The organism is Mycolicibacterium canariasense (assembly GCF_002101555.1).
In the GTDB taxonomy this organism is placed as follows: domain Bacteria; phylum Actinomycetota; class Actinomycetes; order Mycobacteriales; family Mycobacteriaceae; genus Mycobacterium; species Mycobacterium canariasense.
In genome coordinates, this window is sequence record NZ_LQOL01000070.1 from 1 (window position 1) to 25188 (window position 25188).

General features: G+C 62.0%; 28 protein-coding genes. All 28 read right to left on the bottom strand.

Going from position 1 to position 25188, the window contains the following annotated elements; genetic code table 11:
* Positions 1-31: 31 nt before the first annotated feature.
* The 28 genes from AWB94_RS35560 to AWB94_RS34715 all read right to left on the bottom strand — a co-directional run bounded on the left by AWB94_RS35560 (position 32) and on the right by AWB94_RS34715 (position 24883).
* Positions 32-1240, bottom strand: a complete 1209-nt coding sequence (locus AWB94_RS35560; RefSeq protein WP_201029536.1) for a collagen-like triple helix repeat-containing protein — start codon at positions 1238-1240, stop codon at positions 32-34.
* The gene (locus AWB94_RS35565) at positions 1240-2376 is read right to left on the bottom strand and encodes a phage fiber-tail adaptor protein (RefSeq protein ID WP_062656648.1); all 1137 of its coding nucleotides are present in this window, start codon (positions 2374-2376) and stop codon (positions 1240-1242) included. Before AWB94_RS35565 ends, AWB94_RS35560 begins: the two co-directional genes overlap by 1 nt.
* Positions 2376-2765 (bottom strand): phage tail fiber protein, encoded by a 390-nt coding sequence (locus tag AWB94_RS24340; RefSeq protein WP_062656649.1) that lies wholly within the window; start codon positions 2763-2765, stop codon positions 2376-2378. The genes AWB94_RS35565 and AWB94_RS24340 overlap by 1 nt, the downstream gene beginning before the upstream one ends.
* A gap of 2 nt (positions 2766-2767) precedes the next feature.
* Positions 2768-3124 carry a hypothetical protein gene (locus AWB94_RS24345; protein WP_131805266.1) on the bottom strand — a complete coding sequence of 119 codons (357 nt, stop codon included), beginning with the start codon at positions 3122-3124 and terminating at the stop codon, positions 2768-2770.
* Positions 3124-3354, bottom strand: a complete 231-nt coding sequence (locus AWB94_RS24350) for a hypothetical protein (RefSeq protein ID WP_131805267.1) — start codon at positions 3352-3354, stop codon at positions 3124-3126. The genes AWB94_RS24345 and AWB94_RS24350 overlap by 1 nt, the downstream gene beginning before the upstream one ends.
* Positions 3351-4964, bottom strand: a complete 1614-nt coding sequence (locus AWB94_RS24355) for a DUF7257 domain-containing protein (protein WP_062656652.1) — start codon at positions 4962-4964, stop codon at positions 3351-3353. The genes AWB94_RS24350 and AWB94_RS24355 overlap by 4 nt, the downstream gene beginning before the upstream one ends.
* The gene (locus AWB94_RS24360) at positions 4961-5782 is read right to left on the bottom strand and encodes a hypothetical protein (protein WP_062656653.1); all 822 of its coding nucleotides are present in this window, start codon (positions 5780-5782) and stop codon (positions 4961-4963) included. The genes AWB94_RS24355 and AWB94_RS24360 overlap by 4 nt, the downstream gene beginning before the upstream one ends.
* Before the next feature lie 52 nt (positions 5783-5834).
* Positions 5835-7571 (bottom strand): Gp37-like protein, encoded by a 1737-nt coding sequence (locus tag AWB94_RS24365; protein ID WP_062656654.1) that lies wholly within the window; start codon positions 7569-7571, stop codon positions 5835-5837.
* 60 nt (positions 7572-7631) lie between these two features.
* Positions 7632-9359, bottom strand: coding sequence for a DUF7257 domain-containing protein (locus AWB94_RS24370; RefSeq protein WP_131805269.1), 1728 nt, complete (start codon positions 9357-9359; stop codon positions 7632-7634).
* The gene (locus tag AWB94_RS24375; protein ID WP_062656656.1) at positions 9356-13063 is read right to left on the bottom strand and encodes a transglycosylase family protein; all 3708 of its coding nucleotides are present in this window, start codon (positions 13061-13063) and stop codon (positions 9356-9358) included. Before AWB94_RS24375 ends, AWB94_RS24370 begins: the two co-directional genes overlap by 4 nt.
* Positions 13064-13079: 16 nt before the next feature.
* Positions 13080-13496, bottom strand: a complete 417-nt coding sequence (locus tag AWB94_RS24380) for a hypothetical protein (RefSeq protein WP_062656657.1) — start codon at positions 13494-13496, stop codon at positions 13080-13082.
* A 16-nt stretch (positions 13497-13512) separates the two neighbouring features.
* A complete protein-coding gene (locus AWB94_RS24385) occupies positions 13513-14082 on the bottom strand; it encodes a hypothetical protein (protein ID WP_201029537.1) in 570 nt (189 codons plus the stop codon).
* A gap of 16 nt (positions 14083-14098) precedes the next feature.
* The gene (locus AWB94_RS24390; RefSeq protein WP_062656659.1) at positions 14099-15208 is read right to left on the bottom strand and encodes a hypothetical protein; all 1110 of its coding nucleotides are present in this window, start codon (positions 15206-15208) and stop codon (positions 14099-14101) included.
* A gap of 93 nt (positions 15209-15301) precedes the next feature.
* On the bottom strand, positions 15302-15760 hold the full coding sequence (locus AWB94_RS24395) for a hypothetical protein (protein WP_062656660.1): 459 nt from the start codon (positions 15758-15760) through the stop codon (positions 15302-15304).
* On the bottom strand, positions 15757-16050 hold the full coding sequence (locus AWB94_RS24400) for an HK97 gp10 family phage protein (protein ID WP_062656661.1): 294 nt from the start codon (positions 16048-16050) through the stop codon (positions 15757-15759). The genes AWB94_RS24395 and AWB94_RS24400 overlap by 4 nt, the downstream gene beginning before the upstream one ends.
* 3 nt (positions 16051-16053) lie before the next feature.
* Entirely contained in the window at positions 16054-16431 is a 378-nt protein-coding gene (locus AWB94_RS24405) for a hypothetical protein (RefSeq protein WP_131805270.1), read from the bottom strand.
* A 9-nt stretch (positions 16432-16440) separates the two neighbouring features.
* Complete coding sequence (locus AWB94_RS24410) at positions 16441-16749, bottom strand: hypothetical protein (RefSeq protein WP_109762215.1); 309 nt, start codon at positions 16747-16749, stop codon at positions 16441-16443.
* A 32-nt stretch (positions 16750-16781) separates the two neighbouring features.
* Positions 16782-17333 (bottom strand): hypothetical protein, encoded by a 552-nt coding sequence (locus tag AWB94_RS24415; RefSeq protein WP_062656664.1) that lies wholly within the window; start codon positions 17331-17333, stop codon positions 16782-16784.
* Between the two features lie 3 nt (positions 17334-17336).
* Complete coding sequence (locus AWB94_RS24420) at positions 17337-17738, bottom strand: hypothetical protein (RefSeq protein WP_062656665.1); 402 nt, start codon at positions 17736-17738, stop codon at positions 17337-17339.
* A complete protein-coding gene (locus AWB94_RS24425) occupies positions 17738-18001 on the bottom strand; it encodes a hypothetical protein (protein ID WP_062656666.1) in 264 nt (87 codons plus the stop codon). The genes AWB94_RS24420 and AWB94_RS24425 overlap by 1 nt, the downstream gene beginning before the upstream one ends.
* A gap of 79 nt (positions 18002-18080) precedes the next feature.
* Positions 18081-19520 carry a phage major capsid protein gene (locus tag AWB94_RS24430; protein ID WP_062656667.1) on the bottom strand — a complete coding sequence of 480 codons (1440 nt, stop codon included), beginning with the start codon at positions 19518-19520 and terminating at the stop codon, positions 18081-18083.
* Between the two features lies 1 nt (position 19521).
* Entirely contained in the window at positions 19522-20445 is a 924-nt protein-coding gene (locus AWB94_RS24435; RefSeq protein ID WP_062656668.1) for an HK97 family phage prohead protease, read from the bottom strand.
* A complete protein-coding gene (locus tag AWB94_RS24440) occupies positions 20405-21835 on the bottom strand; it encodes a phage portal protein (protein WP_062656669.1) in 1431 nt (476 codons plus the stop codon). Before AWB94_RS24440 ends, AWB94_RS24435 begins: the two co-directional genes overlap by 41 nt.
* Positions 21832-21993: a hypothetical protein gene (locus AWB94_RS35240; protein ID WP_165605308.1), complete on the bottom strand. Its 162-nt coding sequence runs from the start codon at positions 21991-21993 to the stop codon at positions 21832-21834. The genes AWB94_RS24440 and AWB94_RS35240 overlap by 4 nt, the downstream gene beginning before the upstream one ends.
* Entirely contained in the window at positions 21990-23561 is a 1572-nt protein-coding gene (locus tag AWB94_RS24445; RefSeq protein ID WP_201029538.1) for a terminase large subunit domain-containing protein, read from the bottom strand. The genes AWB94_RS35240 and AWB94_RS24445 overlap by 4 nt, the downstream gene beginning before the upstream one ends.
* The gene (locus AWB94_RS24450; RefSeq protein WP_201029539.1) at positions 23562-23843 is read right to left on the bottom strand and encodes a hypothetical protein; all 282 of its coding nucleotides are present in this window, start codon (positions 23841-23843) and stop codon (positions 23562-23564) included.
* Positions 23844-24237: 394 nt separating this feature from the next.
* Positions 24238-24474 (bottom strand): hypothetical protein, encoded by a 237-nt coding sequence (locus tag AWB94_RS24455; RefSeq protein ID WP_062656671.1) that lies wholly within the window; start codon positions 24472-24474, stop codon positions 24238-24240.
* Positions 24475-24679: 205 nt separating this feature from the next.
* The gene (locus AWB94_RS34715) at positions 24680-24883 is read right to left on the bottom strand and encodes a hypothetical protein (protein ID WP_131805271.1); all 204 of its coding nucleotides are present in this window, start codon (positions 24881-24883) and stop codon (positions 24680-24682) included.
* Between the last annotated feature and the right edge of the window lie 305 nt (positions 24884-25188).

Below are 25188 nucleotides of genomic sequence, written 5' to 3' on the forward strand. Positions count from 1 at the left end.
TCAGATCATCCCCGGGAAGGTGCGCCCACTTTCATGCCGCCCCACCGAGGGTCATCCACAGGTTCTGATCATTGCTCGTAGCGCGAACAATCGACCCCGTGCCCGTGGTGGCGTTGCCCAACTGGGTGGTGTTCGCGTTGTATCCCTGAACACTCACCCCGACGGCCGAGGCGATACGCCCGTCCGCCCTGGCATTCGTGTAGTAAAGGTTCGTCGATCCCTCAGGGACGGCGTCTGTAGATCCAGGCGATGGACTGATCTCCACATACGCCGATCCCGACCAGCGGTAAATCTTCCCCGTGTCCAGCGCCACATAGATCTTTCCTGTGGCTCCAGTGCCCGGGAGGCTGCCTGCGTTGGCATATTCGAGAACATCATCTACGTACGAAGGCAGCAGCGAGGCAGGGATAAGAGCTGAGGAATCCAGTCCGGCGTAACCGTTGGGCTGGTTCTTCTGACTTGTCGCTTGCAACGCCGCCGCCGAGATACGCGCATCGGCGGCAGTGTTGAAATCGGAGATGGTGGACGCGGGTTGCGTGCCGGTGTGGTTCGCCCGGTTCTTCAGGTTGGCGTCAGTGTCGTTCGCGGTCGCATTGTTCGCAATACCAGAGAGTTTCGATTTCTCTGTGGCGGTGTAGTTCTTGTTCGCCGTCCCATCGACCATGTTGTCCTGGGAAAACGCATTTCCTGAAACATTGTTGGGGTCATAGACCGCTTTGGTCATATCACCGGACCCGGTGCCATCTGCACCGGGAGGGCCTTGCACGCCCTGTTCCCCTTGAATGCCTTGCTCGCCCTGTTCCCCTTGAGGGCCGACCAGCGAAGCCAACCACTCAGCCTCAGTGCCGACAAACCCATTGGCGACGGCAACCTCATATGCGGAATCGCCCTCAGGTCCCGCTTCGATCGGGTGGGTTTCCAGGTACTCCCACACCACATTCTGAATCGCGCCCTGCGGGGTTTCTGGAGGCAACCCCGCAGCCAGCGCAATCAAATCCCAAAGGTCGATATCCGTCTCGGGGACGGTGACGGTCCAACGTTTCCCATCGGGGTTCTCCAGAACCACCACCCCAGGATCAATCACCGCGCGGAACAGGCCAGCGGTGACGTTGATGGTGCGGACGCGGGTCGACACCACTTCACCGGTGGCCGATTGGGCGTAGGTCGGTGACCACACCCTCCAGTCGCGGCTGTCCTTCTTCCCGGTTGAGTCGACAACAACCCCAGTAACGAGAGGCATCAGTTCGTCGTTCCCACGATCCAGAACGTGCGGTCGAAGCGGCGGCCCCTTGCGGTTGATGCCCGCACCCGGACGCTACGGTTGACGTTCACCGTGCCGCCGGTGATCCACACCTGCGTCATGGATTTCGTGTCGTCAATGGACCGGTCGCCGTCCATAGTGACCTTGCGCAGCGACCCCGAGGTGGTGTGGTCAACGTGAATCAGGTAGTCATCGTCAGCCAGATGCTCGGACCAATCGATGGTGTAGTCGTTGACGTCGTCGGGGTCTTTCGGCCACACCGGCATCGGCACACCATCGGCGGCGCGCACAAAGTTGCCCGCCACAAGAACATTGGATGGGTTATCAACGGCGGGCACGCGGTAGAAGCGATCCGGGTGCGGCTCAGCCCACCGGTACACACTCCCCCCGAACCCACCCGACCCAGCGCGATGCCGACCAGTCGCACCGAACACCACCGGCGCCGGATCCAGATTCAGCCCGAACGCCCCCCACAATGCCGTCGACACGTTATGAGTGATGGTCGGGGTGACCGTCTCGGCGCCGCGGGTCTCCCCCAACAACAACTGCCCATTACCCGACGGTGACGGCGCGGACGCCACCTTCTCGCCCGTGAAGTTGGTGACCTTCTTCCCCTTACCCACAAGGTGGGCCGTGATCACCCGCGACGCCGGGAGGATAGACGGGACTGTGACGCCAGATGTCGTCACGTTGGTGGACCCCACCGCCGACACCACCGCGGATTGGATGTTGTCCAAATCCAGCGGCTGGGCCTGCGCCCACACCCCCGTGGTGATGAACCGCGACCTGGTATCCAAACCGGTCCCGATACCCGAGTGCGATGCTTCCACCGTTCCGCTGACAGGGTTTTCGACGATCCACCCCATGAGTAGGTTCTTGTCCGACCCGAACAACAAGGGGGTTGCCAGCAGTGGGATGGGGGTTCCGCCGGTCCACGTGCAACTGATGGTGTCCCCGGCGACGGATGGCTCACCGGTCCACCCGTACGCAACGATGCCGTACACGTACGTGCCGAGGTTCGGGTTGACGTTCACCGACACATCAATGTTGTGGCTGGTGAGGTTCCCCGCCAGCAGTTGGGTGCGCTGAGCGACGGCGCTGCGAGTGACTGGCATCAGGACACCCAGTCCGTCACAGTCCACTGGATACGGTCAGACAACGTGAGAAGGTCGCCATTCACAACCAAGATCGGCTGGTTGCCAACCATGTTGATCATCCAGTTACCGGCCGAAAAGGCGTCGTGGATGCTGATGTGGGTGATGGTGACATCGGTGCCCACATCCACAGACACCTCCAAAGGCGCACCAGCGGTGCGCCAATGACCATCAGTGTCACGCTCGAAGAACGCAGCCTGCCGGTCGATCGCGATGATGTTGGACGTACCGCCACTACCCGGGTCAGCAGAGTGGAACTGCACGTACGGCTGATTGACCACGAAAGGGATTCCGGTCAGTGCCGCATCCCACTGCGAATTGATCAGCCAGTTGGAGGGTCCGATAGCCATGGTCAGTTACCTCCAGAGACGAGCTGCCAAGGCAGCGTTGGTTCGGTGTCGAAGCTGAATCCCCCGTCGGGGTGAATGACCGCCCACATCGGGACGCCGCCGCGGCAAACCTTCACCGCTACAGCCCCGTTGGCTTCATTCCGGCGGATAGTTCCCTGCGCGCACCCGGAGTTGGCGAGGTTCTGCGCGGCGAGGATTTCCCGGATCAACTCTGGCGTGGCCTGCTGTGAAGTCATGGAATACAGCCGGTCCACGAACTCATCCGACACCACAACAGACGGTGTGGTGACATCCACGTCAGGGAGCGGTTCAGCTTCCGGTTCGGGTTCGTCAGACAAAGTTTTCGGGTCGAGATTCACTACACCACCCCTAGTTTCGGCCACGACGCAATCTCTGGATTCTGTTCAGCAGTTGTGTAGTAGATGCGTTGGCCGCGCACCCACACGAAGTAGTCGCCGGGTTTGTATACGGTGCCCTGGCTGGTTACCTGGCCCACCAGCTCCTCGGCGACGACAGCGCCGTCCGGGCTGATGCGGAGGCGGCCGAACGTTGGGTCGTCCACTGGCGGATGCAAGTTAATGTCGGTCATGAGCTGATGTCCTCCACCGTGTCCGGCGTAATGCGCATCACCTGGAAGTAGGTATAGGCACCCGATGTCACTCCCATCACCTTCACGCCAGTGGTCACAGGGAAATACTGAAGGGAAAGAACGTCATTGGGTTCGAGTGGAAGGGCAGCGACCACCAAGCCTGATACACCGCTGGTTCCCGCCGCCGTCTGTACCCCGTTCTTGTACAGGCCTGGGTAGCCGGACATATCTGTTGTTTGGGTCACAATTTCGGAGCTAACTAGGTAATTCCCTTTGCGCTTGACCGTCCATGTTCCGGCAGGGCCGTTCCACACCAGATCGTTTGTCGCGTAATCGAATGTGTCGAAGAAGCCGGAAGGAAAGAGATTCCAGTTGCTAGCCGAAGGCATGCTGATCGGGGTGCTCGACGAGCGGAACGCTCGGCCGAGGGACGACAGCATCGCGGGTGGGGTGTTGTCTGCCATGTAGAAGGCGACCAGTGCGCCGGGGGTGGTGTTGAATCTGCCACCGGCTCCGTCGGAGCCGATCACCCACTCTTCCCCGCCGCCTGTCTTCCGGTATCCAGCACCGAGATTCGAGAGTGTCCCGACCTCGTTATGTGTATACACCGGAGATCCGTTAAGCAGTATCTTGTATTGCCTGCTTCCGCCGATGGTCCCAGCGTCCAGGGAGTAGATCGCGCCGGCCCTAAACTTGTGACTTACGGTAATCCACTTTGTCCAGACACCGTTGGCGACAAAGCCGAGGTCGAATGAGTCAATGTCGAAGATGACCATCACGCAGTCCACGTCGGCATAGGTGCCAGACTCAGCGACGCGGGCGCGGATGTAGTTGTACGCGTAGGAGTGAAGATTGCCGAATGGCCCGAAGGTTCGCTTACCAGGCACCGTCGACAACACAACACTCACGCGCTGAAGGTCGGTGATCGTCGTCTTATCCGTGTACGTGTAGTACGCTTTCCGTCCTGCATCCCACGTTCCCGGGGTGAGCTGCGCCCGCCCCGACACGATCCCCAGGGTGTCCGTCCCGGCACCGGAATACCACTGGGAGAACGACGATCCCATCGATGACGCATCAGGCATGTTCGTGAAGTCCACGAACCCCGAATTGCCGCCCTGCGCGTTACCGGAGTTCAACTGCTGCAGGATAGCCACCGCCGCCGCAGTGTCTGCTTGCTGCTGCGCTATCGCCTCCGCCGCAGACTGTGCATCTGAAGCGTCCCAGTCGTACCCGAACAGGCCGGTGAACCCCTGCACCAGTGCGTTGATGGTGCCCTGCACTGCGGGGATGAATCCAGCGGTGATGTCCTTCCACACCTCGATGGGCGTCTGGGACATGTCGATACCGGTGAATGCGGTCAGCGCTTTCTGCGCACCGGAAAATACGTTGGATCCCCAGTCGGCTAACCACCCTGCGCCGTCGAAGTCCTCCCCTGTATCAACCGCGCCCATAGCGACTGCGGTATCAGCCAGGTTGCGTTGCTGAACGAACTTCTGCTGGTCTTCGATCGTCTCCAGCGGCGTCTTGGTGTTCTTAACCGATGAACGCCCAAGAGGACGCCCAACCGCGTCGAGGGTCGACGCCCAATCCTCGCTGTCGTAATCGGTCATGCCGGGATCGTCAACGCGCCGAACAATCCAGTACCGGCCACCGACGAATACGCCGACGACCCGGCTTGCTTCTCAGTGCGGAAGTACACGTTCGCCGGCTGCCCTGCAAGGATCTTCGTCGCCGACGATGTAGTCCCCGCAGGCGGGTAGCCGATCATTGACAGCTTGTCTTTCGTGCCAGCGACACCGTAGGAGCGGCCCACAATCTTGGTGCCCGTCTCCTCATCTAGGTGAGCAACCAAATCCACCCGCAGGTTCGTCGCGCCGCCCGCCGCAACCACTTGCACCTCACCCGACGGGATCACGTACCGGTCGTACGGGGCGGCAGCGATCGGGATAGTGGTCATCGTGAACCCCGCCGTTGTCCCGCTGGGAACGTTGTCCACGGACGCCGGCCAATGCATCGTTGGGACCTTCTGCGGGACCAGCTCGAACGTCTCCAAACCCGCAGCAACAGCAGGGATATAACCCAGCGTCGGGTCACCGTAGTCCTCCGGTGAGATGACCGCCGAACCGGACTCACCCTGCACCCCGCGGTGCAGCACAATGTCCAGCCCATACACCGGACCCGACACATCCGTGGCCTCCGCCAACAAGTTCAGATTGACCGACGCCGGGGTTGGGTCATCAGCATCCAACTCGGTGAAACTCGATATCTCGATGGACGGGGAGAACCCCCGATCACCTTTGGCGAGAATGTTCCCCATCGATGCAACCCCACCCAAAGGTGCGGCCACCGCCAAATACATGCCCGACGCCTGACCATCATCATCAAGCCGGAACCCGATCTCAGCGAGGTTGCAGAACAGCCACCGCACACCATCCCGGTACTCGGTGCGCCAAAGAATCTCTGCCACAAAGCCTCCTGGATTAACCTGACTGCGGAGCAAGGCTGACGACATTTATCGCCGCCATGGCCTCGCTGATATTTCGACGCAACTGAGCAGACGGATGCTCCAACGGTTTCCCGTCACCCATCTGCACCGTCAACTCACGCGTAGTGCGATTCACCTTCCCGGCGATCAACTCGATGTAATCGGTGAACATCAACGTCCGATTCGCGTACACCAAAGTCATGAGGGCGCCGGGGAAGATATCCCGCCCCAACTTGTACGGCCCGTTCTGACCGCGGAACGTCGCAATCGCCGTCGTGTAACCCCGCGAGTTCCACAGCACCGCAATGAACTGGAACAACGCCTCCAAGTTGTACGGAGACGAGTTGGTGGAGGTGAACACCTCAATCGCCGGGTGGTACGGGCCCACATCATTCCGTCGGGCGTAATGCTCAATCAGCTGGAACGCCAGGAACGAATCGTTGAGGAACCCGTCCAACAAATTGCTCGGCACACCGGTGAAGCCGATGACGATCATGATGCAGTCGATGACGTACGCGAAGAACGCATTGATCAAGTCGTTCAACCACTTCGGTGACTTCCCACCGATGATGTGCTGCCACCCAAGAGGGGTGCAGTGCACAATCTCGTACGTCACCAGGGCTGAGCGGTCCTGAACAACATCCCCGTCCTCAGTGACCACCAAATCCGGGGTCACCAACACCGCGTACGGTGGTACGAATTCGATGCCCAACCGTGGTGCGATGTACAAACCTTCGGGGGCGTACTTCCCGTCCGGGTTCAGGAACGGGGACAGGGTGTCACCCAACAGTGAACCCTGCGCGTCAACGATTCCGCGCAACGCCGAATCCAGAATCGTCTTCGTCGGCCCCTCAATCTGGGAGCGGTCCTTCACCGTCATCACATACGTAGGCACTTCGAGGTTCGCCCACTTGTCCGGCTGCGGCATCCCCTCACGCCACAGATACACCCGAACATCCACCCCATACGCCGGGGTGATCTCCTTGATGACTTCCCCGACCGTCGTCATCCGGACGGTCTTCACATACGGCGGCGACGAATCCCGCAGAATCCCCGTACGCACCACATACAACGGCGTTTTCAGGATCGTGGACGGTTTCCCGTCCCGCTTCAACCCCTGCAGCACTGTCCCGAACCACGCCCGCACATCCGGATTCAGCGAGAGAGCGTTGTTGACGAACTCCCACATGCCAGACTGGATCCGCAACGCCTGCTCCGCAGCCATCGCCTCAATCGCCGTACACAACGGGGCTGCGTAGATCGCGTGCGAAAACGGTTGCGCCTGAATAGGGCTCCACCACGACGGCCAAATCACCAGGTAGTTGAGGATGTCGAAGATGCCGACCAGTTCCAGGGTGTGTGTCAGGACGCCGTCCTCGCCCATCTTCTCCCGATGACGTTTGACGTAGAACGCCTCATAGATCCCGGCGGTTTCGATGGTGACACCCACCATCGTCCTGCGGCACGTCCGGAACATCGGAACCAGATGGTGATTCCCCCGCAGCGTCAACGTCGCCTGAGGGGCAAGGTTTCTCGGGATGGTGTACGTCAGTTCGATGAAGTCGCCGATCTTGTCGACGTCTTTCCAGAGCTTGTCGCAGACGGTGAGGTCAACGTCGGTGTCGTCCGCGGTGAACGTCTTAGACAACACCTCGGCGGCTTCGGCTTGCCGGTAGCGGTCACCAGATTCGAGGTCGCGTTTCCACTTCTCGATTTCGTCGTCTGACAGCATTTACGCGCAGCCTGATCTGGCCGCTTCGGCAAACCGAGCGGCAATAATGGTGGCGGCCATCTAAATCGGCAGTTTCCTCAACGGGGTCCCCGCAGCAATGATCCGGGAGTCCGGGTTGCCGCCGGTGATCTTGCACGCCACCTGATACTTCTCAGCCGGCCGGCCCGGGGACTTCGCCGGAATCGGCCGCGTAAACCAACCCTCGATAATCCGGTGCAGATTCCCCTGCGGCGGGACGACACCGAACTCGGAGGCGTTCGCCTGACGGGTCGGGCCGATGTTCTTAATCGGCGCGTACGAATCCAACTCCGCCAACGCTTTGCGGTACTCCAACAATTCAGCCGCGGTGGGTGGTTCGGAGGTGAGGTCGATGATGCGGCGCTGCTGCCCATCCGTGCGGATCTGCACCCGCTGATTCGGCAACAGGGGTCCGATCTTCACCATCTGCTTAGACCCCGGCCCTGATGCAATCTCAAACGTCCCCGGCCCGAACAGGGTGTAGCGGTCCCACATGTCCTGGTCCCCCACATTCACCCGGGTGAGGAATCCGGTAGGGGCGGCGGAGGTCAAATCACCCGCCGACACTTCCCTAATCGATGCGGGGGTTCCTTGGGTGATGAACGCCCCCGCAGCCTGACCGCCCGTCCCCACACCCCGCAGGGACGCACCCATCGCGGACACACCACCCTTGTCCTTCGCAACGAAGATGGTGTCCCCGCCTTTACGGACCCGGAAGATGCGCGGGTTGAAGTTGCCGTCCTTATCCAGGCCACCGCACTCCAACCGATACCTTTCACCCGGCAACGGGGGGAAGGGGTTTGATGCGAACCCGGCCGCGATGTTCGTCTTATGGAAGTTGTTGAACGCCGCGATCTCAATCCACGCACCCGTGATGCGGGCCCGCACCCCGTACCCGTTCCACTCCCCCGAAGAGGTGCGGCCCATGCGTCCCCAGATGTCGTTGGAGGCGCCCCACTCCTGCCACGAATCAAACACGATGCTGCTGACCTGGTTGTCCGTCGACGTGTCGAAATCCCGGTACGGGCCGGCAACGAACTGGCGTGGGGCGGTGAACAACATCCGTGCCGGGTCGTCACGCCACCGCATCGCACCCCGCAGTGTGTACGGGTAGCCACCACCCGGACCCGAGAAGAATAGGGGCCAGTTCGGGCCCATGTTCTTGTCTTCGACGTAATCGACGTCGAAGCTGTCCTTCATCGCGTCATACGGCAGGCGGAACTCATCAACATGGTCGAGGGTGCGCCAGAACCCGCCATCGATCTGCAGATGCAAATCCATCGTCACTGAGCGCTGCTGCCCACCAACATCCCAACCGGTAGCAGAGGGGCGCATGTGGCGGACGTCGGCCCACCACAACCCCATCTCGGGTGTGAACCACGACAACTCAGACGTTTTCGTCTTATCCAGGCAGCCGAGGAGGAGTTGCCGGAGCTGGCGGAGGTGGGCGCCGTCGCGGGCGATCAACCTCACCGGCAGGGTGGTTTCCATCGCATCGTTGACGGCGAACAGGAACGTCGTGCCGTCGGTGCGGGCGCCCTGCTGCCCAACAACCTTCCACTGACCAGCCATACCCTTCGGTGCGGCGTTGATCAGCACACACTCAGGTGATTCGTACTTGTCGGCGATGGCGCCACCACCAGCCATCTCCACGACCACTGACTTGTCGGGCGACTTCAACCGAACCCGTGGATGCGTACCATTCAGAAAGTAGTACGCCCCGTGTGGCAGCACTGGATTCGCAGGAATCCGCACCGTGGAGGCGGTCACTGGCGGCCTGCTGGTGCGTACATGCGGGTCTGCTCAGCCACCATCGCGGCCTGTGTGTTGGCGCTCGTATCCTTTGGTGGCTGCAGGGTGATGTTGTTGACCTGAGAGTTGTCTACGTTTCCGCCCTGCTGTTGGCCACCGGTGGCCTGTTCCATCGGGCCGGGAGGCTTCTTACCGCCCGCCAGGTTCGGCAATGCTGGGGCGGCGCCTGCGAGTCCACCAGCCAGCTTGCCCAGCCACGAGTTGCCGATGCTGCCGCGCGGGTTATCGCCGATGGAGAACGTCTCCATCAGCCCGCTGGCCGCGATGCCGGCGTTCTGTGCGGCGTACCCGATCGTCCGGTTGGCCAACTGGATACCGATCTTCGCCGCGGCACTACTACCGGGGGCCATCATGTCCAGTGCTGAGGTCGCCGCCATGACGCCATCGAGCGGCAGCCCTCCGAGGATGTTGCCGCTGTTGCCGCCCTGAGACGGATACGCCAACCCGCCACCCATCGTCGGAGACGACGCCGCCGCCGCGCCACCGATACCGGGGCCGCCGCCGTAGATTCCTAGCCCCTGGGGCATCCCCGGAGCCATCGGGCCGCCGCCTGTGGGCACAGTCCCCGGGCTGGGCGGTGCGAGCGGGCCGGGCCCCCATCCGGACGAATACGGTTGCGGTTGGAACCACTCAGGGTGCGCGGCGGACGTCGCCGGCCATGCACCTGGGCCCTGCGCCGCCAACACGCGGTCACCGATCGCCATCTGCTGCTGCGGGGTGGCCTGCCACGCCTCCGGGGCGTACTGCCCGCCGCCGAACCCGGTCCACGTTGATGGGGCGAACTGCAACCCACCCGAGAAGCCGTTACCTGTGTTGGCTGACCAGTTACCGGATGCTTCCGCACCGGCGATCGCATTCCACTGATCCGGCGACAAGCCCTGGCTCGGCATTCCCGGCGCGGACACCACCGTGACCGGCACCGGACCACTCGACGCCGCCCCCCCAGTCAGCGGGGAGATGTTGTCCTGGCCGCCCGGCTTATACCAAGCATGCACATGGTCTTGGTGGTCCTGCGTCGGATTGCCGGTATGCCCTGCGGTGTAGTCCTGCGGGGTGAGACCATGCCCGTAGCCGTAGGTTTGGTTGTTGAAGATCGCCCCGTACACGTTGGGGTCAGACAGCACCTGCTGCAACACTTTTTGGCCGGTCGCAAGGTCAGGCACCATGATGTCGACGGCACCGTTCTGATGCTCCCCGTATTGGTCGGCCTGATGGTCCCCGACCTGGAAGCCTTGGCTCTGCCAGAACGGCATCATCACCCGATGCGCGAAATCCTTCGCCGATTCACCCGGGAGTGCTGACGCCGCGATAGACGGATACCCACCGCCGGGCTGCGCGCCATAGCTGTACGTCCCCACATTCTGTGTCGCTGCGATCGCCGCTGGGGTGTACTGGGATCCGAACGCCCCGTTCGCGGCGGCGATACCGATCAGCCCGGACCCCTCGTTTGGGTTGGCCTTCGCAATCAGACCCAACGCCTGCAGGAACGGCGCCGCCAGGATGTTCCCCGCAGCCTTCACGAAGTTCTCGACAATCCCACCCAGGCCCTTGGAGATACCGAAGTCAGCGTCGAGCTTGTTGCCAAACGTGTCGAGATCAGACGACAACTTGTCGTACTGCTTCTGCGCCTGCTTCGCGGCACTCACCCGGGCATCAGTCAGTGCTTGTTCGGCCTGCTGCTGATTCTGTTCGGCCTTCGTGAGATCGTTACGCGCCTTCTGGATATCGTCAGCCTTCGCAATGTTGGACTGAACCAACTGATTGACCCGCGCTTCTTTCTCCGCTACCTCGTGCCGAGCATCATCGAGGCGCGTGGTGGCATTAGCGATCGCAGAAGGCAAGCCCGCCGTGTTGGTGTACTGCAGCGGCAACACCGGAGCCGGCGGCAGGGACGTAGACCCTGACGATTGATCAGCACCCGGAACCATGGGGACCACTGGGACGCGATCGCCATCCGGGGTTCCCGATGCGGTGCCACGATGTTGCCGCTGCGCATCGCCGGCATTCGCAAACCCTGTGCCCAGCGCGTTCTGAGCATCCAAAGCTGCCTTGGCGGCATCCAACTTGGCCTGCGCCGCAGTCCCCGCATCGCCGAATAGATTGGTGTTGAAGAATCCCGGCAGTCCTTGGCTTGCGAACTTGCCGATAGACGTGTCCGCCAACCATGTCTGCAACTTCGACATCGTGTTGTCGATATTGCGGCCCAACAAGTCCCACTGGTCGGTGTGCGCATTGAGCGCCGTGGTGGCGTCCTGCGTCTTCCCCTGCAGGTTCCCCATCGTGGACGCAGCTGTGTCCAGATTGGCAGCCTGGATCGCGACCTTTGCGTCTTCCCACTTCGTCTTATACAAAGCCAGGCCGACGAGTTGCTGTTGCACCGGATCGCTGAGGCTCCGTAGACCTGTGAGGACTTCACCGAACGCTTCCCGGGCAGCAGGGCCGCCCTCAGCAAACTTCTGCGTCAAGATGTCGGCGTTCAACCCCATCGCCTCGAACGCCTGCTTTGTCGACTTCGACCCATCAGCGACGTTGATCGACAACTCTTTCAACGCATCGGCGGCGACATCGGTGTTGCGGACACCGCCGGCCTGCATCTGCGCGATCAACCCGAACGCTTCCTGACCGCTCAGCCCCACGGCGTGCAGGGTGGTGCCGTATTCCTCAGCGGTATCCAGCAGATCATTCGATATGTTCAAGCCCTTTTGCTGCGCAGCAACGATCAAGTCAAACGCCTGCTGATAGTTGTCCACCAGACCGGTCTTGACGAAGTTGCGCGTACCAGCGGCGATTTCCCGCGAATCGGCATCGACGAGTTGCTTGACCGTGTCCATCTGCGATGCGAATTGAGCGAGGTCGGCGTCGCTGGCATTCCGGTTAATCAACCCCGACTGCACGCCGAACTGCAGCGACGTCAGGTTGTCTTGGATGGACTGCCCGAAACCACTGGTCCACGCCTTCGATGCGGCGCTACCGAAAGTGCGCATGGTGGCCTCATCAAGGCCGATCTTGGCCCGGAACTGATCTTGCATGCGCAAGGTGTCCATGCCGGCAGCTATGTTGTCCGCCAGTACCTTTCCGGCCATTGTGCCGATAGCGACTACGCCCGCCACCGCGAGGCCAATCGGGCCTGTGCTAGCGCCGAGCCGCATCAGTGCCGAGGAACTGGCGAATCCTGCCGCGAACTCGTTGGCCATATCGCCACCGGTCTGCCCAGCACCGGAAACGGCACCGCGTAGACCGCCGAGAATCCCCGCGCCCGCACGCTCACCTGACTGGCCGGCGTTCTCGGCGGCCTGCCCATATTCCTTATAGGCCGCGGTGGCCTTCTCGATGGCCTGGATTTCATCCAGCCGCGCGCGCTCAACCTTACGGGCAAGGGATTCCGCGTTCGCGGCGCCCTTCTCGCGTGCGGCATCCAGCTTGCGTTCCTCGCGGGCAACCTTCTCGCTGGCGTCCTGCATGCTCAAATACGCGCGCCGGGCTTTCGTTTCGAGATCATCAAACCCCTTACCCGCGGCTGCGGTGCCCTCGGTCATCTGCTGCCGCATGACGCGCGAAATGTCGCGGGCGCCTTCCTCATACACCCGCTTAGCCCGCGTCATGGTGGCGGTGGCGGCACGCTCATCAAGTTCCGGCTCAACGAGAAGAATCAGCGGGTCCATGCGTGCTCACCACCTCTCACATCCATCCGGCTTCGGCCAGGTCGGGTTCTGTTTGTGCCGAAATATCGGCTTCCGCTTGTTCCTGTTCGGCGCGCAGCTCCGCTATAACGGGGTCGACGATGTAGTACTCGCTCGGGTCGAACCGCACATCGCACTCATCCGTGCTGTGTGCGGCGTGGTACGACGCGCGCATATCGACCTGCTCGTTGTAAGACAGGGCGGCAATCCTGGTCTTGATGTCCCACTGCCCGCCGCGCTCAATGACGCGTTTGCACTCGGACTCTTCGGGCATGTGCTCCAGCAGGTTCAGCAGCCGTCGGGACGACAGATACGGGCCGCCGGTGAGTGGGTTGATTGCCAGGGTGTGCCAGAGCCCGATGTCGAGGTTTTTGTGTTCCAGCAGGTCGTTTTCGATGATGTCGGGCCAGCGCACCCAAACCCACAGTGCCTCAGTTACGAAAGGGGTCGCGCTTGACGCGCTCCTCCATCTGGAGGCTCATCACCCGCCAGTGCACCTGCACCTGACCCGCGACACCACCAGCCTTGAGGAACTGCTCGTAGACGTCCGGAAGCGTGCCGTCCTTCAGGTACGCGGTGCGGGCGGCGACGCCGGCATCATCGCTGTCATCCATCAAAGCGACGCACAGTAATTCGTCTTCGTCGATCAATTGGTCGTTGTACTGCAGCGGCCAGATGGTCTGCTCACGCTTCTTACCGGTGACCGGATCGGCGATCTCCTCTTTTTGGAGATCCTTATTCATGAAGCGCAGGTGTTCGTTGTATCGGCGCTTCATGTCTCGGGGCATGTAGCTCGGGTTGGGGAGGCGCCACGTCTTCCCGCCGCCGAGGTCGAAGTCGACTCCGGCGAATACGCCGAGGAATTCGGCGGCCTGCGCGGCGGCCTTCTCGGGGCTGAGGGCGCGGTCTTCAGTTTCAGACATGTTGGGCTGTTCCTTCCGGGCTGGTTTCGGGCTGCGGAGTTGGTGCCCTGCCGGGGTGGGCGACAGCCCGACGCCCACCCCGGCAGGAGATTTTTTAGGTGACGGTCACCGCGTTCGAGTTCGGGGTCGTACCCACAGCACCGTTGGTGCCCTTCACGTTCGCCCGGAACTTCTTCGAGCCCGTCGCGATACCAGTCAGGGTCAACGTCACCGTCCCACTGGACACGGACACGGTGGCCGGCTCAATCAACGAACCCCACGTGCTGCCATCATCGGTGGAGAACTGAACACCAGCCGGCGCCTCGTCGTAGGACCACGGATCACCCGGGCCGGTCGGCTCCGGGAACGACAACGTCACACCACCCGAACCCGTCGCCGTCGCAGTAGGGGCGGTCGCCGACAACTCGGGCACACCACCGAACGCCGTCCACCCCGCGCCACCCCACCACGTGTACGTGATGACCGGCTGCAACTCACCATCCTGGTAGGCCATGAACCGGCCATCATCCACCGGTAGGTAGGTGAGCTTCGCGCCTTCGGAATCCTTCTTGTCCTGCTTCGACGAACCGATGTCGTCCAGGCGGGCCAACGCCACACCCGTCACCGACCACACCGGCAGACCATTCCAGAACCGCTCCCGCAGGAACAGGAACTGCCGTCCCGGGTTCACACCATTGAGCAGCCGCCCATAACCCGCCGACGTCCAGCCCGGATCCTCCACAAGGCTGTTGCCGTTCTGGTCATACAGGGGAAGGTTGTTCCGCAGCCGCTGATACACCGGATCCGCGGTATCAACCATGGTGAAGCTGAACGGCTCCGTCTCCTCCGTCAACTCAGTGTCGTAGGGGCTGTTGGACTGTTCGATCATGAACCGGTCCTGGGTGATCTTCGGCTCCTGCGACGGGCCGTCACCCTCCTTGAACGCACCCGTCCCGAAGAACCCTTCATTGGCGGTGGTGACGGTCTGATAGATGCCACCGACCTTGCGGCGGGCCACCAAATCCAGGCGGAGAGTGTTGTCCTGCGCGAACGGAGACCAACGCACCGACCCATCCGCGTTGTGCGGGGAAATGTCGGTGGCGGCGCCGCGGGCGTCACGCACCTGCGCGGCCTTGGCCTTACCGCGGCGCAGGAACTCGGGTGCACGGTCATTGAGGCCGGCGCCCTGCCAAGAGCCGCCGGTCAGCGGTCGCAAATCAGGCATAGCTGAACGTCCTTTCAGTGAAGGGGGTAGAACGCCGAAAGGGCATCCGGCGGTGAACGTGGGCTGTGGGGTGCGGCAGGATGCCGCGCCGCGCTACTGGGCGCGGACGAGTGAAAGACCGAGACGGACCTCGGTGATGAAGCGCTCAACGACCGTGTCGGCGCCGTACGGCTCGTGGCGGGCAGCCTCAGTGATTTCTGCCCAATCGCAGTGCACGACACCCCCATCCGGGAGGGTGATGCCGTATCCGGGGTAGTCGACGAGCACCAAAAGCCTGTCATCGGTGGCTTCTGCTGCTGCGGCGGCCAGGGGGTAGGTGGCACCGAAGGTGTGGACCCGCATCAACGGTTCATCCGAGTACACGGTCCGCGGGCCGGAGATGCGCCGCACCGCCCGATACGGCAGCGGCATAGGTACTTGGGCGGACGGGTTCCACAACGCCGACCCCACACCCCTCCCAGCGGGTGATGTGGTGACGATCGGCAGCAGCCAGGCACGCAGGAGTTCCTCGGCGGGAGTGAACGTCTCGTCGAGTGAGAGCGGTGCGGTCACTGGTCCCGGAAATGTTCGACTGTACGGGCCGCCACAGCGAACTCCGGTGTGTCCACGGTGCCGTACTCAATCCACACCGACTTGTAGTCGGTGAACGCCACAGCCACACCAGACACCCCGACGTGCTGGACTTGGATGCCGTCGCGGTAATCACCACCATCTACTGGGGCGACGGGGGCGATGGACCGCGCATATGCGGCCGCTTCGCGGGCCATCACGAGTTTTGCCTCGGTGATGCTTTCGTCTTCCTCGATGTGCTTTTTCATCGCGAGGATGAAGTCGGCGGCCACCGGTCAGTCCTCGGCAGCCTTGCGCCGCCGTGTGGCGGCCTTGTGGGCTTCGGCTGCGCGATTGACCGCCTGAACTTCAGCGCTTCGCGCATCTTCGACACGGTCAGCGATATCCACATCCGCTGCGCCGCGTTCACGCGCTTCTGCAAGCTTCTGCTCTTCGATCGCCACCCTGTTCGCGGCATCACTCATCGACAGGTACAGATTCGCCAAGCGTGGGCCGGTCTTCTCCTCGGCGATGCCTGGCTCGTACGGCTGCAGCGATCCGTTCTCGACTAGGGGGGCGGCCACCTCGTCATCCACCTCAACCGGCTGAACAGGAACCGTCGCATAATGCAACTTCCCCACCACACACGGCCGAACCACACTGTAGTAGCCCATGATTGCCTCCTAGACCCCCTGAATCTCAGACAGGATGGTCACCTTGAACGGGTCGTTGTAATCCTCGAACGACTGCGCGCCGCCGATGATGTGGAACGTACGCCCACCCTCTTTCAACACACCCGTAGACTTCGCCGCCACAGCCGCAGCCTCCGGGGGGGCGGTGGTCTTCCACACCTGCTTAGCGACATCACCGAACATCTCCGACGCCTCCTGAGCACTGAGCGGCCGATGCCGGCACCCCACCACCGGAACCTCGGTTGGGGATGTCACCTCAAACCCGCGGGCGTCGAAAACACCCGTCCCCGTGAGAGTCACGAAGGTTACAGTTTGCGACCCGAATCGGCGACTCATGGCGCAGGAAGAATCCGGAACTGAGCGAACTTGCCAGCCAACTCTTGATCCACAGACAACAAAGCACCGAACCACTCGTACTCTGTGTCATCAATCTTCTTGCGCTTCATATCCGCGTCGTCTCGAATCGACACCTCGGACCGCTCATCAACCAGCCTGATGACGGCTTTACGCCAGTCCGCCGCTTCCGCCTCGGTAAAGCCGTGGGTGACGACTGCGACGATCGCGCCGTCGCGGGCCGTCCAACAACCGAACGGCTTAGTCAACGTCCCACGCCGACGAGACCGATCCAGGGTTGTGACATCCACCGCGACACCAAGTTCAGTGACCGAGGTAACCGAATTCAAACTAAGGGTGGGAAGAGATAACACCTGGCCGCCGGGCCCATCCAACTCGAACACGTCGTCGACCCGGACAGGTGACACATGCCAACCGCAATACCGCCGAGCCGCAACGAGCGCCGCGTCGATGGCGGTCTGCGCCGCAGTGCTACCGCCGAGCCGTGTGACAAGCTCGGCCGGCAGGTCACCCGGTGCTATCTCAGCCATGTCTTAGGAATGCGGGGCGCTGTTACCGTTGCCGAGGACCGCTACAGCCGAAATGCCGGCACCCGACGTCGCACCAGCAGTAGTCGCGACAAGGCGCACATACCGCAGCGTCGGCAGCACCGACACAAGGAACACCGCATTGTCGTCATCGGCCGTAACCGTAGGCAAGCTACCGACCACGCGGGCGGCGGCAGCGAAACCGGATCCGCTCTGGGCCGACTCCTCAACCGTGATCGCCACAGTGCCATCGGTGACGGTTTCGGTCTTCACGATGAACAGGACTTCGCGGTAGTTGTTTCCACCACGGGCGGTATCGATAACTGTTCCGTTCACGGCGGCGTTCGCGGTGCGGACAGCGTAGGGAAGCGCCTCAATGGCGTCCACCTGCGTGTAGAGAGTGCGCATCAGTTGTTCTCCTCAGGTTCAGGTTTGGCGACGGGGCCGGGCTTCGGTGCCGCCTTCTTCGCGGGTGCCTTCTTCGCGGGTACGGCACGCAGCCCGTCAGGACGCGCGACGGCCTGCTCGACAGCGCGGGTAGCCGAACCCTGATCAACCGCGGCGAAATGCTCCCCATGGGTTTTCAAGATCGGATCGTCGTCTTCGGCCTGAAACCCGTTGGGGTAGACCACGTCCTTGTATGCGAATGCGTTGATGCAGCGGAAGCTCATGCATCGACTCCTTTTGTGTGTGGTTGTCTCCCAACAGGGGTGTGGTGGGGCACCCAGGGGTGCCCCACCACCGTGGTCACTAGGTGACGTTCAGCAGGCGGAACGCGGCGTCGTTGACGGAGTCAGAACCGACCCGCCAATAGGTCAGCCAGCCGGACTGACCGGTCGGGCGACCATTCGCCCCGAACGTGTCGGGAATGAACCGCATGGTGGTCCCCAGGCGGTCAACGATGACGAAGTTGGAGAAGTCGCCGTACACCAGGTTGTAGTTCTCCTGCGAGGTGTTGATGGCACCGTCCATCGCCTCAGCAACGTAATCCGGGCGGCCGAGCAGCTCGGACTTCCGGCCCTCCGACAGGTAACCCCACAGCGCCGCACCACCAGCGGTGTCGAAACGCCGCATCAGGTTGTAGGTGGCGCGGTGAGCCAGCCACGACGCATTCGCGGCGAAGCGGGCCGGCAGAGCCGAATCCAACGCGTACACATCCGCAAGAGCGAAGGTGTCCGTGGTGGCCGAGTTGACGATCACCGACGGCGACGAAGCGACCAGGGCCGTGATGATGCCGGTGGGCTCACCCGAACCGGAACCGGTCACGAACGCGACCGACTCGAGGCGGTCCTTCTCGAACGCAACCATGGTCGCGATCTCGTTGGCCAGGGTGGGGGCGTCCGCGGCGACCTCATGGGACACCTGGACGTACGCCTGACCCTTGTACACGGGGATGTTCGGCGAAGCCAGCGACGGCGAATCGTCCGACACCTGAGCCGCTTCCGCGTCCCACGAAGCCGTCACACCAGCCGAAGTGACACCGGTCCAGCTATCACCGGAGACGGTGACCACACGGGAGATCTGACGCACCTGGTTCACCGAACCGTTGGCGGTCAGGATGACGTTGGCGTCGAGCTGCGGAGGAACCAGGAACCCACCAGCGGAGTCAGTCAGCGACATCGCGCGGGAGATGGCGTGCTGCTCTTCACCGGTCAGGGCGGCCATCTGCCCCTCGGAGCGGATGATCTTGGTGAACGCCTCACCGTACAGGGGCGACGTGGCGGCCAGCACCATGTCGACGGTCTTCCCGCCGTCACGCTGCACGAGCTTGGTCAGCACCTCACGGACCTTGTCGTCCGCGAACGGCATCTTCTCGATGCAATCGAGGGCGCGGGACCGCATCTCGGGGCGGTTGCCGGTGCCGTCGTAACGAACCCCGGAAAGATCCCACGGGTTCTTGTACTTGCCGCCGAGATTCACGCGGGCAGGAGCATCCACGACAGCAGCGCCTCGGGTTTCCTCGGCCGGATCCGCAGCCGGAACGGCTGCGGCCGAACGGACCTCATCCAGGGCGGCGTCGTGCTCCTGGTCCAGCCGGTGCGCGTGCACCTCGCGGAACTCGTTGAGCAGCTTCGCCACCAAGGCGCGATCCTCAGCGGTCTTCTCGTTCTTCGCCTTCAACCGCTCCAGTTCATCCTGGATGTCCTTCTCGCGGTGGAGGGCCTGCTGATGCGTCAGTTCGACAGACATGTCACAGTCCTTTCATTGGGGGGGTTGATTCCCGCGCTGTCCTCACGTGGGCGAGCGCTTCCGTGAACAGCCGTTCCTCGGCTGCCCGGATCGTTTCGTCGACCTCATCGGTTGGCGGGTCGGATGGCGGCTCGTGCCCCTCGGCCTCAACTTCGGTGGGGGGCGGCGTGCCGGTGTCCTCATCCGAGTGCTCAACGGCCCCGTCCGGGGTGTCTTGCGGCTCATCGTCGGACTTTTCGCCCTCTTCTTGGGCGTCTACTGCTTCTGCGCGCAGTAGAAGTTCACCGAGCTTTCTGCGCTGCTCGGGCTCGTTCAATCTGGTGGGGTCAATCTCCACAGGGTCCTGCGACCGCACACTTGCGGTGGTGTCGGAGTACGCCGGCCACACAACAGGTCCGACCTCGGCGATCTTCACCTCTTTGAGGGTGCGCAGCAGAATCCCACGGCTCCCCGACCACAAGGCTTCCTCGACATCCTCCGGGCGGACCAGTTTCCCTTCAGCGTCACGCCACTCATCGCGAACCACGGAGAACCGGAACGACATCCCATCAATAGCGCCGGTAGCGATTGCTTCCCGGATCAAGTCGATGAGGAAATGCTGACCAAGGCGGGCCTGCACGAACAGGCCGTTGTCGTCTTCGCGGATGTCCTCGATAACCCCAATCGGGACGGATCCGATCAGGGAATGGTGACCGTGGTCGAACTGAAACTTCGGTGTGCGTTCCCGCAGAGATTTACGGAAGGCCCCCGGGGCGATCTGCTCATCGAAAGTGCCCTCCCAGGAATCGATCCGGGTCGGTGAGTTGAAGACAGCCCCGTACCCTTCGAAGGTGAGGCCGTCCCCGTCGTCGCGGGTTGATGTGAACGGAACAGACCGGCAAACATCATCGCGGGGGGGTGTTTTCGAGGCTTGTGGAGCCGTCATCGTTCCTCCTTAGGAGCATCAGTGCCGGCACGTTGTCATTGGTTTCAGTGGGCGCAGATTTCACTGTCCCGGGCGGTAGCAACTGCACGCTGGTCAGGCCGGAATCGACCAGTAGGTTGATGTCGCCGGAATCGACTGCCTTGACCGCTGATTCCTTCGTGAATCCCTGTGTGACGTAAGAGGCGATAGTGCTGGCCTTCACCGCGGCGATGTTCGCCGCGTCGGCTTCGTCTTCGCGGAGGAACGGAACGTCGCTGGCGTCATACCAGAGCCGCGAGGACCGGTTCGGTGGCGGAACGATCCTCTCCAGCGATCCGGACAGGTTCTGCCACAGCGGGTGCGCAGTGCCGTCAGCAAGCCGGCGGCGGGCCTGTCCATAGTTCGAGTAGGTGGCAGCAGCCAACCCCTCCGATAGACCAACGATGACCGGTGGCACACCAGCCGCCGCGGCGATTCGGGTTTCCCCACCGCCGCGCACTTCCTTGAAATCGATCTCTTTGAGATTCGATCCGACCACCTGAACATCAGCACCCGGGTAGAGCTGCAGTGTCTTGTACGCGTTGCCAACACCGCCGAACTTCGACTGGAATTCCTTGCCCCACTTCTCGACAGCGTCCTGAGTGGCGCCTTGCGGATGCTTGACAACCATGTTCACGGTCGCGCCATTGTCGAAGAATGACCGCTGATGCCGGGTCATGGCATGGTCTGCTTGGATTTCACGCAAGATCGGCGTCAACCACGACATCCCCGTGAACACAGCCAGCGGATCCGGTATCGGCGCGAAGTGCGCAACCTCATCAACAGTGAAAGGGACACCCTCGTTCTGCGAAGCCGCGCCGCCCTCGGTGTAGATGTATCCGGCCTTCACCCAGCCGACCTGCCCGAGGCCGCGCCCGCCCAACCGGGTATCCATCGTCCGGGGCTTCCCGACGATCTGTACCCAGTCTGGGCGCAGGCGCACCAATTCATCACCCTGACGGACCCAATAGGAGTTCCCCGCCAGATCGGCGTCTTGGATCATCCGCGACAGCAAGTCCTGCGTTGTGCCGCCCGGCCACGGCCGCTCCAACACCGACAGGGTTTGATCACCGAACGTCTCAGACGGCTTACCCTTCAGGAACTGCTGAAACTGAAACCGGATACTGGAGAACACCAACTGTCGGACCAGCATGCACGCAAACACCACACCGTTCGTGGCGTACGCTTGACTGGCCAGGCCCTCGAAATTGTTTGCCGGCCGCTCAGTTCCAGTACCCGCCAAGGTCTGCACCAATGACGGTGTCTGATACCCCAACCCGGACTGCATGTACAGGTTCAGCATCTGCCCGTACTCATCCAGGCTCATGCGTTCAGCCGGGGTGGCCCCCTTGAGACGGTTGAGCCAGTTCATCGCTTACCGGCTGGCTCATAGAACAGAAACGCCCCCACCAAACCCAGCACGCCGGCAGCGATGAGACCCCACGCGGCACCAGCCAACAGCACCACACCGGCAATGATCGCCGCCGAGGCAATCACAGCCAATGCAGCCGAAAACTGTAGCGATGTCACGATAGGAATCCCCAAACCTCAACTGTTTCTGGTGTGCCATGCTCGATCAGTCCATGCAGGGCGAGCGTCACCGCCATCAGTTGAGTGATGTCGGAATCCTTGTCCTTACGATCCCAAGCCCACGCATCCGACAAGTCCCGACGCTTCGCCGACGTAGCCGAACGGGTCAACGGTGACGCGCCACGGTGACGCAGGCTCGCCGCCGAATCTGGATCCGCGGTGACCGCGTCATAGAAAGCCCCACACGCCTTCGCTAAATCCGTGGCGTTCGACTTCACAACCTCGACGCCCAAACCCTCAATAGTGGTAATCAACGACGCCGCAGCGGAATGCCCATCAACCACAACCGCGCACGGCTTCCACTGATCGACCAACTCCTTGATGCGATCAGGAATCCACGCCGTTCCAGGGAGCGAGTCGATCGACTTTCCGCGCACCGCCGGCACGATGCCGACGTGGAGCTTTCCGTCCGCGCGCCGACCAACAACCCCAATGGCTGAGGCCGTTCGGTCAATCTTTGTGTACAGGCCGAACGCGACCGGATCGACCGGTTCGGAAAGCGGGTCGGCCAGGTTCGTCCACACATCGGGTTTGATCAGCGCCTCAGAACCGGCATCAGGCTTATCCCACCAACCCGCCCGCTCACGCCCATACTCATCCGGCTTCGTAGCCAATGTGCGCCGCTCATTGCGGATGTACTCGATCGAGATCCGCCGCTCCAACGCCGGATTGGCCTGCCTGATGTACTCGATGTCATCGAGAGCGCACCCCTCAACACCAAGAGCGTGAGTGCACGCCTCATCCAGGCAGGCGTTCTCTTCCGGCTGGGAGCAATACTCCATGTACGCCAACGCCGGATCACCACCGGGACGACCCCGGTCGCGAATCCCGCGCCACACCACCGACTCAGCCAAACCAGCCGACCCGCCATAAACCAATTGCGGATCATCAACCGCAGACAACGTAGGAACCAGTGAACTCAACTGAGACGGCTGCAAGTACATCGCCTCATCGAGGATGACCTTGTTCCCCGTCAGACCACGACCACCGCTCTTGGTTCTGGCCTTGAACTTCAACCTCTGACCGTGCGGGCACGCCTCACTCGGACGCAACTTGATCAACTGCTTGCCGTTGCCCCGCTTGACACCGTCTTCCTTACCGAAATCCGGGTCCAGCCGCTTACTCATCAGCGGCGTCCCCTGGATCAGGTTCACTATGTCATCGAAAGCTTCTTCAGTCGTGTCCATCTCATGCGACGACCACACGACCAACCGTTGATCAGTGATGAACAGCCACCCCAGGGCAGCCATCTTCAACAAGCCAGTTTTCATGTTCTGCCGCGAGCACACGACAGCGAATTCGAACGCCGCAGTCGCAACCTGACCCGACAGCGTGCGTTTTGTCGGGGACAGCGCGAACATTGCGTTCAGCGCCAACTCCTGCTCTGGATCCGGCGCGTAACCCGCCATCACGGCCAGGTCGCACACCTCAGGGCCGAGTGTCTGCGTGTATTCCGGGTGCGTGAAGTACGCCGGCTTAACCAGAGCCGGCCGCAGCAGGTTTGCCACTTACACCGCCCGCTTGGCATCCCGCCGAGCGCGCAACTCATCGATACCGTCCGCAACCGCAGCCACAGACCCCGGGGTGTTCGCCGTAGCGGCAGCCATCACCCGGGACAGCTCCTTCGACAAAGCCGCAATCCCAGTGACCTCACCCGACATCCGCCGAGCCAACGCCAAAGCCTGCTGACCCAGCATCGAATCAAGCTTCCCGGCTGCCTCAAGCTCCACCATGGTCGCCTTCACCAGCGAATTCCCGCCATCACCATCCGGACTCGGCGGCGGCGACATATTCCGCTTGTTACTCCGGCAAGTAGCGCTGCACGTCTTCGCGTCCTTGCGCTTCGCCTCAAAGTCGCGCCCACACACATCGCACACACGTTGCACAGGTCGCTCCTCTCAAGACTTGGTGCACCACAAGGGAATTCATGACGCAGCAGCCCGATCGGGAACCGACTATCCGTGCACAGCTAACCTGGGGAGGGATTCGGATTTCGATTGGCGGTCCCACCTGGGCCGATGCTGGCCTCGCGGGCAACCCACCCCCCGGGCCTCTGACCTGCGGTTATGCTGTCAAGTCTCAGATGGCTGCGGTGGCGCGCTGCGCTGACCTGCGGTTATGTGTCAGTCTACCGAGCGCCTGGCGCACGGTCCAGCAAACTCCTGATGCGCTGCGTGGTTGGCGTTACCAGGTGCGGGAGTCGTCCACGACGGCCATCGCCTTGTGGGTTGAGGTGGCGCGGTTGCAGGCGACGTGCTCTGGTCCCATGTATTTGGTGGGGTCGTTGTCGTCGTGGCCGAGGTCCCACTTGCTGCCTGGTGGGATGTGTTTGGTGCATCGCCAGCAGTAGGCGGTGCCGGCGTCTACGTCGTGTTGGACGCGTGCTCGTCGGGCTTTGTGGTCTCGGCCGTAGTCGGGCATCAGGGTACGCGTGTGAGGAAGAAGATGGCAGCGGTTACTAGTGCTGCTGGCCAAGCCACCGCCACCATAGCCACACCAATAGTGAACAGCGGGATGAAGCTGAGGGCCATGAGTCCTGCCCCGTTGGCGGCGTCGGTGCAGACGGTCCAAGCCATTGCGAGCCAGAGTGCTACGAACGCTACAGCTGCGATGAACAAGTACGTGTTCACGTTCGAATGTCTACTTTGAATCCGGTGACTTGTTCGAGCTTCTTCGCTAAAGCCTTGGCCATGACCTGCCGTATGGATGGCGGTAGGTCAGATGCTTTCAAATGGCCGGGTGGTTGGGGTGGTGTTGGCGGCATGTTCCAGTCATCCACAACACCATCGAACAGGGTGTCCCCGTTCACCTCAACCTTGATATGCGCCATCGCCCTCATTGCCTTGGGTTGAGCAGATGCAGGTCTCGTGGACCGCGTAAGCGCAGGGGCTGCACATCTGCCGTTGACTCGTGGTTGTCAAAGTGGCGGGGTCACCGCAATGGCAACTCTTGAGTGGGTTCAGGTTAGCGCTCATCGAAGAGGGCGCCTGGTCTGGCATTCGAGCCAATACTCAACGTGGGCGGCGAAGCTGGTCGCCCATTCCATCGCCTCGGCCCAGGTCGCATGGATTCCAGTCCACTCGCCGTTGCCGTCGAACGTGTCCCAATTGACGGCGTGCTTGTACAAGCTCCCGT